The sequence below is a fragment of the Pseudomonas brassicacearum subsp. brassicacearum genome, assembly GCF_008801605.1.
Taxonomy (GTDB): Bacteria; Pseudomonadota; Gammaproteobacteria; order Pseudomonadales; family Pseudomonadaceae; genus Aquipseudomonas; species Aquipseudomonas brassicacearum.
This window is the reverse complement of sequence record NZ_VZPJ01000001.1, coordinates 1,200,022-1,212,399: the sequence shown is the minus strand read 5'-3', so window position 1 is coordinate 1,212,399 and position 12,378 is coordinate 1,200,022. Positions and strand designations below refer to the sequence as shown.

8 protein-coding genes are annotated in these 12,378 nt (G+C 63.1%); 3 read left to right on the top strand and 5 right to left on the bottom strand.

Annotated features, from left to right (window positions below):
• Positions 1-5 precede the first annotated feature (5 nt).
• From F7R20_RS05435 to F7R20_RS05415, 4 genes are all read right to left on the bottom strand, one after another.
• Positions 6-1,676, bottom strand: coding sequence for a bifunctional protein-serine/threonine kinase/phosphatase (locus tag F7R20_RS05435; protein ID WP_003199535.1), 1,671 nt, complete (start codon positions 1,674-1,676; stop codon positions 6-8).
• Between the two features lie 9 nt (positions 1,677-1,685).
• A complete protein-coding gene (locus F7R20_RS05430) occupies positions 1,686-2,897 on the bottom strand; it encodes a nitrate/nitrite transporter (protein ID WP_003199537.1) in 1,212 nt (403 codons plus the stop codon).
• A gap of 367 nt (positions 2,898-3,264) precedes the next feature.
• Complete coding sequence (locus tag F7R20_RS05420) at positions 3,265-3,840, bottom strand: ANTAR domain-containing response regulator (RefSeq protein ID WP_003199539.1); 576 nt, start codon at positions 3,838-3,840, stop codon at positions 3,265-3,267.
• Positions 3,841-3,854: 14 nt separating this feature from the next.
• Positions 3,855-5,066, bottom strand: coding sequence for a CmpA/NrtA family ABC transporter substrate-binding protein (locus F7R20_RS05415; RefSeq protein ID WP_003199541.1), 1,212 nt, complete (start codon positions 5,064-5,066; stop codon positions 3,855-3,857).
• 232 nt (positions 5,067-5,298) lie between these two features.
• On the opposite strand from F7R20_RS05415, the gene F7R20_RS05410 reads away from it, so the two are divergent.
• Positions 5,299-6,318 (top strand): quinone-dependent dihydroorotate dehydrogenase, encoded by a 1,020-nt coding sequence (locus F7R20_RS05410; protein WP_003199543.1) that lies wholly within the window; start codon positions 5,299-5,301, stop codon positions 6,316-6,318.
• A 289-nt stretch (positions 6,319-6,607) separates the two neighbouring features.
• On the opposite strand, the gene rmf is transcribed toward F7R20_RS05410, so the two are convergent.
• Entirely contained in the window at positions 6,608-6,823 is a 216-nt protein-coding gene (gene rmf, locus F7R20_RS05405) for a ribosome modulation factor (RefSeq protein WP_003223300.1), read from the bottom strand.
• A gap of 531 nt (positions 6,824-7,354) precedes the next feature.
• Here rmf and rlmKL point away from each other — a divergent pair.
• Both rlmKL and F7R20_RS05395 read left to right on the top strand, forming a co-directional pair.
• Positions 7,355-9,625, top strand: coding sequence for a bifunctional 23S rRNA (guanine(2069)-N(7))-methyltransferase RlmK/23S rRNA (guanine(2445)-N(2))-methyltransferase RlmL (gene rlmKL, locus F7R20_RS05400; RefSeq protein ID WP_003199545.1), 2,271 nt, complete (start codon positions 7,355-7,357; stop codon positions 9,623-9,625).
• 143 nt (positions 9,626-9,768) lie between these two features.
• Positions 9,769-12,153: a sensor domain-containing diguanylate cyclase gene (locus F7R20_RS05395; RefSeq protein ID WP_003199548.1), complete on the top strand. Its 2,385-nt coding sequence runs from the start codon at positions 9,769-9,771 to the stop codon at positions 12,151-12,153.
• The last annotated feature ends 225 nt before the right edge of the window (positions 12,154-12,378 follow it).

Here is a 12,378-nt window from a genome sequence, read left to right as displayed (position 1 = left end):
GGATCTCAGCCATGAAACACTAGAAACAGCAGCACCAGATTCACCACCAGCGACACCAGCGCCAACGTCCGCCAGACCTTCAGCGGCTCCCTTTCCAGCAGCGGCCTGGGCCTGACGCTCAAGCTGCGGCGCTCGCCCTGTTCCAGCAGCAACAACCATTCCTCGGCGGTTTCAAAACGCTGCTCCGGATCCGCCGCGACGGCGCGTTCCAGGCTTTGCCCGAGCCATTCGGGCAGGTCCGGCCGATAGCGGCTGGCACTGACCGGCACGCCAAAGCGCGGGCGCTGGAAGGCTTCGATTTCTCCGTAGGGATAGTGCCCGGTCAGCAGGAAATACAAAGTCACGCCGACGGCATACAAATCCTGTTGCGCCGTTGGCGCGGTGCCGCCGAAGGCTTCCGGGGCAATGTAGCTGGGGGTGCCGGGCAAGACGTTGGCCTGGTCCTCGGACAGGCCCGGGCAGTACGCCAGGCCGAAATCCAGCAGGCGCAATTCCCCGTCGTCGCCCAGGTGCAGGTTTTCCGGCTTGATGTCGCGGTGGTAGATCTGCCTTCGATGCAACAGGCCCACCGCCCGCACCAGCCGTTGCGCCAGGTCCAACCACTGGGCCAGAGGTAGCGGCCCGCCCTGGTTGAACAGCTCGGCCAGGGTCGCACCCGGATATTCCCGCATCACGTAGTACAAATGCTGACGCTGGGGAACGCCATGGACCTCGGGAAACTGCCGCCCGGCGACGCGCTTGAGAAACCATTCTTCCGAAAGCAGGGCCTGTCCGGCCCGGCTGTCGTCCCGTAGATGCACGGGCAGGGTTTTCAGCAGCCAGGGTTGGCCCTGGCCGTCGCGTACCCGGTAGAGCAACGATTGCTGGCTGTGGCCGAGCAGGCTTTCGATCTGCCAGCCCTCGAACACCTGGCCCGGTTTCAGCGCAGGTGGCAGGGGCCATTGCTGCAGCTGGATCAGGGCATCGCCGATGCTGGCTTCGCCCACCGCATCGACCCGCACCAGCAAGGCGCTGGCGTTGTCCTGGCTACCGGCCAGGTGTGCGGCGTTGACCAGCGTCTGCGCGGCCAGGTCCAGGTCCGGCTGGTCGCGCAGGATACCGGCGATGGCCGTATCCCCCAGGACCGCCCAGACGCCGTCGCTGAGCAGCACGAAGGTTTCGTCGGTGCGCAGCTCGCCGTCGAGAAAGTCGAGGATCAGGTGTTGATCCAGGCCCAGGGCGCGCTTGAGCACATGCTGCATGCCTTGCTGTTCCCAGACGTGATCCTCACTGACCCGTTGCAGGTGGTCGGCGTGCCAGCGGTAGACTCGGCAATCGCCGACATGCGCGAGGGTGAAGCGCCGGCCCCGCAGGACCAGGGCGCTGACGGTGGTGAGCAGCGGTTGCCCGCCACCGTTGGCTTGCAGCCAGCGATTCTGCGCCAGCAACAGCCGGTCCAGCGCCTGGGCCACGCCCCAGGTTTGCGGCGTGGAGTAGTAGTCCAGGGCCAGCGCCTGCAAGGTCGAACGGGCGGCCAGCCCGCCGTCGGCGCATTGGCTCACGCCGTCGGCGATGGCGAACAGGTAACCCTTGCTGGCGGCCAGGGCTGGGGCGGGGGTGACCAGGCGCAGGGCGTCCTGGTTTTCCTCCCGCGGGCCGATGGCACTGGCTTCGGCGAAACTCAGTTGCAGGCTCATGGTTGCAGCTTATACCCGAGCAGCGGTGACAGCTGCCGAACCCCAAGTGGTTCTCCAGCGACGCTTGACGCCGTGCAGACCGAACCAGGCCAGGACACCGAGGCTGGCGAACAACCACAGCGCCAGTTGATAGCTGCCGGTGCTTTGCTTGATCGCGCCCATGCCCGCCGCCAGGGCGAAACCGCCGATGCCGCCGGCCATGCCGATCAGCCCGGTCATCACGCCGATCTCGCGACGGAAGCGTTGTGGCACCAGTTGGAACACCGCGCCGTTGCCCGCACCCAAACCGAGCATGGTGCAGACGAACAGGGCCAGGGCCGCGTAGGAACTCGGCAGGTTGAAGCCCACTGCGGCGATGCAGACGGCCGCCACAGTGTACATGCCCAGCAAGGTGCGGATGCCGCCGAAACGGTCCGCCAGGGCGCCGCCCAATGGACGCATCAGGCTGCCACCGAAGACGCAGGCGGCGGTGTAGTAGCCGGCGGTGACCGGGCTCAGGCCATATTGGTCGTTGAAGTAGCCGGGCAGGGCGCTGGCCAGGCCGATGAAGCCGCCGAAGGTCACGCTATAGAAGAACATGAACCACCAGCTGTCGCGGTCGCCCAGGGCCTTGAGGTAATCGGCCATGGATTTGGCTTTTGGCCGCTCGGGGGCGTTCTTGGCCAGCCAGGCGAAAAGCACCAGGGTCAGCACCAGCGGGATCAGCGCGAAGCCGAACACGTTGGTCCAGCCGAAGGCCACGGCCATGACCGGTGCGATCAACGCAGCGAGCACGGTGCCCGAGTTACCAGCACCGGCAATGCCCATGGCCTTGCCTTGATGCTGTGGCGGATACCACTGGGACGCCAGCGGCAGGGCCACGGCGAACGAAGCACCGGCCACACCCAGGAACAGGCCGAGCAGCAGGGCTTGTTCGTAGCTGTGGATACCCAGTTTCCAGGCGCAGAACAGCGCGCTGATCACGATCACCTGGCCCACCATGCCGGCGGTTTTTGGCGAGATCCGGTCGGCCAGCAGGCCCATGAACAAACGCAGCACGGCGCCAGCCAGGATCGGCGTCGCGACCATCAGGCCGCGTTGCTGGGTGGTCAGGTGCAGGTCGGCGGAGATCTGTACCGCCAGTGGGCCGAGCAGGTACCAGACCATGAAGCTCAGGTCGAAGTAGAGGAAGGCCGCGAACAGGGTCGGGGTATGGCCGGATTTCCAGAAGCTTGAATTCATCGCGCACCTCAGCTGTAAAAGTCTCGAGAAATGAGTCAGTGCTTTGAGCAGTGCGCCGTCTGTGGTCGCACCACCGGTCCCGAAGGGCCAAAACAAAAAAACGCCGCAACCCGGATCGCCAGAGAGGCAAGAAGGGTGTGCGACGTCTTTGTCGTAGGTGGGGCAACCGCCGTTGGTTACCTGTGGGTTTGCTTAAGCGAGATCTGTGCCAGGTCTGTCATGATCGTTCCTACGCTCTGCGTGGGAATGCATCCCGTGACGCTCTGCGTCACCTTGTGAAGCGGAACGCGGAGCGTCCCTGGCGGCATTCCCACGCAGAGCGTGGGAACGATCATTAGTAGGGGGCGAGGCAGGCGCTACAAGGCTTTCAGCCCAGCAGCTCATTCATGGCAATGATCTGCTCCGCCACCTGGATCAGCTTCTGCTGGCGGCTCATGGCCTGGCGGCGCATCAGGGTGTAGGCCTGTTCCTCGTTGCATTCCTTCATCTTCATCAGCATGCCCTTGGCCAGTTCGATGCGCTTGCGCTCAGCCAATTGCTGGTCCCGGGCCAGGAGCTGGGCGCGCAGGGCCTGGTCGCTTTCGAAGCGGGCCATGGCCACGTCGAGGATCGGTTGCAGGCGCGCGGCATGGATGCCTTCGACGATGTAGGCGCTGACGCCCGACTTGATCGCCTGGCGCATCACATTGGGGTCGTGCTCGTCGGTAAACATGACGATCGGTCGTGGCTGGTCGCGACTGACCAGCACCACTTGCTCCATCACATCGCGCCCGGGTGACTCGGTATCGATCAGGATCACGTCCGGACGCACCGTTTCGACGCGCGCTGGCAGGTCGATGGTCAGGCCGGATTCGTCGATGACTTCGAACCCGGCTTCAATCAGGGCGGCCTTGAGGCGACCGACTTTTTTCGCGGTGTCGTTGATCAGCAGGATACGCAGCATGGTCGTGGCTCCTGTCAGCGGCTGGCGAGAAGGGGAGCCGCATCGCTCAAGGCGTGCAGTTTGAAGCTGCGGGCGTACCCGGCCGGATCCGAGCCGTCCCAGGTGATGCCGTCGATCAGTTGGCTGCTGCGCATGTCCTGGCGCGGGGACGCGATGTCCAATGCCGCGCAGGCTTCGCGGTACAGCTTGAGTTGCTGGACGTCCTGGGCCACGGCCAGGTAATCCGGGTCTTCGCGCAGCAGGCCCCAGCGGCGGAACTGGGTCATGAACCACATGCCGTCCGACAGGTACGGCAGGTTCACCTCGCCGTTGCCATGAAAGCGCATGGCGTGGGGATCCTGCCAGCTATTGCCCAAGCCGTCGGCATAAATCCCCAGCAGGCGCGGCTCGATGCAGTCCAGCGGGGCGTCGAGGTATTCAGGCGCAGTCAACAGTTGCGCGGTACTGCGACGGTTTTCGCTGCTTTGTTCGATGAAGCGGCTGGCTTCGAGGATCGCCATCACCAGGGCCCGGGCGGTATTGGGGTATTGCTCGACGAACGCGCGGGTGCAACCCAGGACTTTTTCCGGGTGATCGGGCCAGATGGTCTGGGTGGTCGCCAGGGTGAAACCGAGGTTCTGCTTCACCGCGCTGGCGCACCAGGGCTCGCCGACGCAAAACCCGTCGATACGCCCGGCTTGCAGGTGCGCGATCATTTGCGGCGGAGGCACGACCACGCTGTCGACATCCGACAACGGGTGGATGCCCTGGGCGGCGAGCCAGTAATAGAGCCACATGGCGTGGGTGCCGGTGGGGAAGGTCTGGGCGAAGGTCAGTTTCGGGCGAGTTTGGTGCACGTGTTGTTCCAGTGCTTCAGGACTGGTCACGCCCTGGGCCTGCAAGCCATGGGACAGGTTGATGCTCTGGCCGTTCTGGTTCAGCCCCATCAGCACGGCCATGTCACTCGCCGCGACCCCGCCGATGCCCAGGTGCACCGCGTAGATCAACCCATACAGGCTGTGGGCGGCATCGATTTCGCCGCTGACCAGCTTGTCGCGCAGGTTGGCCCAGGAGGCCTGGCGCTTGAGGTTCAGGGTCAGGCCGTAGGGTTGGGCGAAGCCCTGGGTGGCGGCCACGACGAGCGGGGCACAGTCGCTCAAGGCCATGAAACCGAGGTTGACCGCGCTCTTTTCCGGGGCATCGCTGCCGTTGACCCAGGCCAGGGGGTTGGCTGGAACTTCATTCATCGGTATCACCTTCCACATAAAAAAGCGCCGTGTCCGGGCCCAGGAGGCCGGACGACGACGCCGTTGTCCCTTAAAACAGTGTGGCACTCATTCCGTCGTTGGCATGGGCGCTGATGACCAAAAGGGTGCAAGGCATATGCCAGCGCTATCGTTTTGTGCGGGCGCCTCGCTTGAGCCGCCGTTGCCCGGCTATAATCGCCGCCTCATTTCGTCGCCCGAGTCAAAGCCGCCCATGTACACCCTGGCCCGTGAACTGCTGTTCAAACTCTCCCCGGAAACTTCCCACGACCTGTCCCTGGACTTGATCGGCGCGGGCGGACGCCTCGGCCTAAACGGTTTGTTGTGCAAGGCCCCGGCAAAATTGCCGGTGACGGTCATGGGCCTGGAATTCCCCAACCCGGTCGGGTTGGCGGCGGGCCTGGACAAGAATGGCGCGGCCATCGACGGGTTCGCCCAGTTGGGTTTCGGTTTCGTGGAAATCGGCACCGTCACCCCCCGACCGCAGCCGGGCAACCCCAAGCCACGGCTTTTCCGCCTGCCGCAAGCCGAGGCGATCATCAACCGCATGGGGTTCAACAACCTGGGCGTCGATCATCTGTTGGCCCGTGTGGCCGCGGCCAAGTACAAGGGCGTGCTGGGCATCAACATCGGCAAGAATTTCGACACGCCGGTGGAGCGCGCCGTCGACGACTACCTGATCTGCCTGGACAAGGTCTACGCCCACGCCAGCTACGTGACCGTCAACGTCAGCTCCCCCAACACCCCGGGGCTGCGCAGCCTGCAGTTCGGTGATTCGCTCAAGCAACTGCTGGCCGACCTGGCCCGGCGGCGCGCAGAACTGGCGTTGATTCACGGCCGGCACGTGCCGCTGGCGATCAAGATCGCCCCGGACATGACCGACGAAGAGACCACCCAGGTGGCCCAGGCCCTGATCGAGACGGGCATGGACGCAGTAATCGCCACCAACACGACCCTGGGTCGCGAAGGTGTCGAAGGGCTGGAACACGGTGACGAGGCGGGCGGCTTGTCTGGCGCGCCAGTACGTGACAAGAGCACCCACACCGTGAAGGTGCTGGCCGCTGAATTGGCGGGGCGCTTGCCGATCATCGCCGCGGGCGGGATTACCGAAGGCCGCCACGCCGCCGAGAAGATCACCGCCGGGGCGAGCCTGGTGCAGATTTATTCGGGCTTTATCTATAAGGGGCCGGCGTTGATTCGTGAGTCGGTGGATGCCATTGCGGCGTTGGGTTGATTCAGGAACGGTCGGCATCTATTGATGCGAGCAAGTTGTGGGAGCAAAGCTTGCTCGCGATGCAGGCGCCTCGGTTCCAGGTGGACCGCGTCGTCTTCATCGCGGGCAAGCCTTGCTCCCACAGCGTGTCGCCACAACAGTGTTTGCAGCTCAACCTCTTGAAACCCAGGCATTAAAAAGGGCTCCTCGAAGGAGCCCCCTGGGCCGTAGCCCGCCGTCCGGATGGGACGTGCGTGGTTAAATCGATATGAGTGTCAAATTGTCGAGTTCTTGAGTATTAAGCCCTGTGTCAGCCGACGGCGTGAAGTTCGTTGAGTCTATGGATACCCGCAGTGCCGGTCATACCGTCCCAGTTGTCGCCGCGTCCTTCTCGCCAGCCATTGATCCAGGCTTGACGTACCGACGGTAGAGTAAAGGGGCAAAGCTCACGGGATTTACCACCAACGCCATATTGGTAACCACGTAAAAATGCTCTTTCCAACGGATCACGCTTAAGTCTTCTCATAGGGTGTTGCCCTCACTTGTTGACTGTTACTTAGCGTCGACCTCTATCGAGGCCGGGGCAGAATCATTCTGCCGTTGGTGGCTCGTTGCCGGCGTGACGAGCCGAGGTGTTGACGCCGTTGCGACGTCAACCTGTGTTGAGTTCTAACCAAAGCGTCACATGGATGGAATGATCGTTTTGTCATAAGCACGTAACAATAAAGATGTTAGGGCGATAAGTAACTTGATGTTCGTTGACCGCTTTTGAGCAAGACCCCTGTATGATCGGCCCTGCGCCGAAAGGGGTAGGTCTGGCTCGGATGAGAATGTCCTCCCGTTGCACTCGGGTACTATTCGACGAAAGGGTCGAGTTTTCACAATTTGTTGCACAGAATTTTTTTTCTGCCTTCGCATCTAAGCTCTTTTAACCTGAGCGGCGAGGGTGGCACGGCACACTTTCGTGCCACGCGGGTGCTCTTGAGAAAAGCACCTGATTGAACCCGGCCCGGCAATGCGTTGCCCGGTCCACTTAGCCAAAGGCTCTGGAAATCCCATGTCCGATCGTTTCGAACTCTTCCTCACTTGCCCCAAGGGCCTCGAAGGCCTGCTCATCGAGGAAGCCGTCGGGCTTGGCCTTGAAGAGGCGCGCGAGCACACCTCGGCCGTGCGCGGCATGGCCGACATGGAAACGGCGTATCGCCTGTGCCTGTGGTCGCGCTTGGCCAACCGCGTGTTGCTGGTACTCAAGCGCTTCCCGATGAAGGACGCCGAAGACCTGTACCACGGCGTGCTGGATGTCGACTGGCAAGACCACATGCTGGCCGATGGCACCCTGGCGGTGGAGTTCAGCGGCCACGGCTCGGGCATCGACAACACCCATTTCGGCGCCTTGAAGGTCAAGGACGCCATCGTCGACAAGCTGCGCACGCCGACGGGCGAGCGGCCGTCCATCGACAAGCTCAACCCGGACCTGCGCATCCACCTGCGCCTGGACCGCGGCGAAGCGATCCTCTCCCTCGACCTCTCCGGCCACAGCCTGCACCAGCGCGGTTATCGCCTGCAGCAGGGCGCCGCGCCGCTGAAGGAAAACCTCGCCGCCGCGATCCTGATCCGTGCCGGTTGGCCACGCATTGCCGCTGAAGGCGGGGCGCTGGCCGACCCGATGTGCGGTGTGGGCACGTTCCTGGTGGAAGCCGGGATGATCGCCGCCGACATGGCGCCGAACCTGCGCCGCCAGCAGTGGGGTTTCACCGCCTGGCTCGGCCATGTGCCGGCGTTGTGGAAGAAACTCCACGAAGAGGCCAGTGAACGCGCCGCCGCCGGCCTGGCCAAGCCACCGTTGTGGATTCGCGGCTACGAAGCCGACCCACGACTGATCCAGCCGGGGCGTAACAACGTCGAACGTGCCGGCCTGAGCGAATGGATCAAGATCTATCAAGGCGAAGTCGCCACCTTCGAGCCGCGTCCGGACCAGAACCAGAAGGGCCTGGTGATCTGCAACCCACCGTACGGCGAGCGCCTGGGCGATGAAGCCAGCCTGCTTTACCTCTACCAGAACCTTGGCGAGCGTCTGCGCCAGGCCTGCCTGAACTGGGAGGCGGCGGTGTTCACCGGCGCGCCGGACCTGGGCAAGCGCATGGGCATTCGCAGTCACAAGCAGTATTCGTTCTGGAACGGCGCCTTGCCGTGCAAATTGCTGCTGATCAAGGTGTTGCCGGACCAGTTCGTCACGGGTGAGCGTCGTACCCCGGAACAGCGTCAGGCCGAGCGTGAACAGGCCGTCTACGATCAGGCCCCGGAAGTACCGCAGGAGCGCCAGTACAACAAGAACGGCAACCCGATCAAGCCAGCACCGGCGCCGGCCCCTGTGGTCGAGCAGGCGCGGTTGAGCGAAGGCGGGCAGATGTTCGCCAATCGCCTGCAAAAAAACCTCAAGCTGCTGAGTAAATGGGCCAAGCGTGAAGGCGTTGACTGTTATCGGGTCTACGATGCCGACATGCCGGAATATTCCATGGCCATCGACCTGTACCACGACTGGGTGCACGTCCAGGAATACGTCGCGCCGAAGTCCATCGACCCGGAAAAAGCCTCGGCCCGGCTGTTCGACGCCCTGGCGGCGATTCCCCAGGCGCTGAACGTGGACAAGAGCCGCGTGGTGATCAAGCGTCGCGAGCGCCAGAGCGGCACCAAGCAGTACGAGCGCCAGAGCGCCCAGGGCAAGTTCACCGAGGTCAACGAAGGTGGCGTGAAGCTGCTGGTCAACCTCACCGACTACCTGGACACCGGGCTGTTTCTCGACCATCGGCCGATGCGCCTGCGGATCCAGAAAGAGGCGGCCGGCAAGCGTTTCCTCAACCTGTTCTGCTACACCGCGACCGCCAGCGTCCACGCCGCCAAGGGTGGCGCGCGCAGTACCACCAGCGTCGACCTGTCCAAGACCTACCTGGACTGGGCGCGGCGCAACCTGTCGCTCAATGGTTTTTCCGACAAGAACCGCCTGGAGCAGGGCGATGTGATGGCCTGGCTTGAAGCCAGCCGTGACGAATACGACCTGATCTTCATCGACCCGCCGACTTTCTCCAACTCCAAGCGCATGGAAGGCGTGTTCGACGTGCAGCGCGACCATGTGCAGTTGCTGGACCTGGCCATGGCGCGCCTGGCGCCGGGCGGCGTGCTGTATTTCTCCAACAACTTCCGCAAGTTCCAGCTCGAGGACAACCTCGGCGAGCGTTATGCGGTGGAAGAAATCACCGCCAAGACCATTGATCCGGATTTTGCCCGCAACGGCAAGATCCACCGCGCCTGGAAGATCATGGCACGTTGATTTGCAGTTGATTGGATCCACGAAGCCTTGTAATACAAGGCTTCTGGCCTATTTTAAGGGCTGGTCAAAGTGATGGCGAATAGCTATAACTTAGGCTGTGTCCAGGGCTATGCCTATGCCTGGCTCCTTTCTGAGTTGTATTTATGGCATTGCATCAGGTGCGTCCCAGGATCCTGGGCTTTATCAGCGAAGACGTTTCGGCCTGGCTGGTGGCTTCGCTGGTCCTGCTGGCCGGTACGGTCCTGACCGGCTTGCTGACCTGGGCGATGATGAACCTGTTCAATCAGCAATTGCGCCAGCGCTTCGAGCTGCAAGCCGAGGAGCGTTTCAGCCGCATCGAAGAACACTTCCAGGACCAGGAGCAACGCCTCGACAGCCTCAGGCGTTTCTTTGCCAACTCCGAAGGGGTCTCCAACACTGAATTCCGTGGTTACGCCGACGCGCTATTGCGGCGTACTCGCGCCTTCGCCTGGGCGCCCAGGGTGCTGCGCGACGAACGGCAATCGTTCGAACAACACGCGCAGGCCGAAGGGGCCACCCAATTCACGATCCGCGAGGCAGACGGCGACGGTGGCTTGCGGCAGGCCTCCGAACGGGACGAATACGCTCCAATGCTCTACATCCAGAGCCAGGCTTCCTACGGGGCGCCGCTAGGCCTGGACCTGCTTTCCGAACCCTTGCCTCGTGCCGCCCTCGAGCGGGCCCGCCAGCGTGACGGGCTGGTGGCCTCGCAGCCATTGGACCTGATGGGCACCGACCCGGTGTTTGCCCGCGGTGTGCTGCTGGTCGCGCCCGTCACCCGGGAATCGGCCAGCGAACCGTTGGGGTACGTGGTGGCGGCTATCAGCATGCGGCAACTGGCGGGTGATGGGCTGCCAGCGTCCAGTCACGACAATCTGTCGATGCGTGTCATGGACCTGTCTGGCGAAAACGCGGAAGAGGCGTTGTTCGAATCCCACAACCCGCCAGGTCGTAGTGATTTGTCGTCGACCCGCCTGCTGCGTCTGGCTGATCGCGACTACCGGGTGGAATTGCGGCCCAGCCGGGTGTTCCTGGCCACCAATCATTCTTCGGTCACCAGCATGGTGATACTCGGCGGTTTGCTCAGCCTGCTGCTCAGTGCCTTGCTCTATGTGCTGGTCAGCCAGCGGCAGCGGGCCTTGAAACTGGTAGAGCAACGCACCCGTGAACTGCGCGCCCGGGAGCAGGAGCTGCGCGGTACCCACGGCCAGTTGCGCGGTGTACTGGATGCCGCAACCCAAGTCGCGATCATCGCCACTGACCTGCGCGGCGTCATCACCACCTTCAACGCCGGCGCCGAACAGATGCTCGGCTACCCGAGCTGCGAGGTCCTGCAGAGCATGACCCTGGAAAGCCTGCATGTACCGCGCGAACTCCAGGCCCGCGCCGCCCAACTCGGCGCGCGTTTTGGCAAGCCGATCCCGGCGTGCCACGCGATGCTGCTCGAAGGCGGCGAGCAGGGCGGGCAACAGGCGCGGGAGTGGACCCTGGTGCGCCGCGATGGGAGTCACCTGACCGTGAACATGCTCGCCACACCGATGCTCGATGACCAGGGGTTGTGGATCGGGCACCTGGCGATCTGCATCGACATCACTGAACGCAAGCGCGTCTACGAAGCATTGGCTGCCCGTGACCTGTTGCTGAAAAAGCTCAGTGCCCACGTACCCGGGGGGATCTACCAATTCAGAATGGATTTCAACGGTCGCTTCAGCGTCATCTATGCCAGTGACGGCATTCGCGACATCTATGAATTGGAACCCGATGTGCTGGTGCAGAACGCCGAGGCGATTTTCTCGCGCATTCACCCGTTGGACAGCACGCGCGTCCGCGCTTCGATTCGCGCTTCGGCCCACACCTTGAGCCCGTGGCGGGAAGAGTACCGGGTGCAACTGCCTTTGCGCGGCCTGCGCTGGGTACGCGGCGAGGCCACGCCCGAGGAACTGCCCGGCGGCGGGGTGTTGTGGCACGGCTATATCTCGGATATTTCCGACCTCAAGCGCGTAGAAGAAGAGCTGCGGGCCCTGTCCGTGACCGACGCCCTGACCGGCATTCGCAACCGTCGCTATTTCCAGGACCGCCTGACTTCGGAGATGGCTCGGGTCGAGCGCGGTTCCGGAGGGCTGGCGGTCATCATGCTCGACATCGACCACTTCAAGCGCATCAACGACCAGCATGGCCACGCAGTGGGCGACCGGGTGTTGCAGGCCGTCTGTCAGCGCGTCGGCCAACGGTTGCGGCGCACCGATGTGTTCTGCCGGCTGGGCGGAGAAGAGTTCGTGGTGCTGTGCCCGGACACAGACAGCGAGAGTGCCTACACCTTGGCATTGGAGCTGTGGGAAGGCTTGCGGGCGGCGCCCATCGAGGGTGTGGGGTTTGTCACCGCCAGCTTCGGTATCGCCACCTGGCGCATCGGGGAGGGTGCCGATGCGTTGCTGCTAAGGGCTGACTCGGGCGTGTATGCGGCCAAGCAGGCCGGACGGGATCGGGTTGAGGTGCAGTTGGGCTAGCCACATATCATCGCGATATCGGTGGTTCAGTTGATGAATAGACTGAATGACATGCCGCTATCGCGAGCAAGCTCGCTCCCACAGTGGGTCGGCTTCGTACACGAGTTTTGTGCCCGCGGCAGATCAAGTGTGGGAGCGAGCTTGCTCGCGAAAGCGGTGTGTCATTCAGCATCGATGTCTGCTGACCTACCGAATCGCGAGCAGGCTCGCTCCCACATTGGGTTT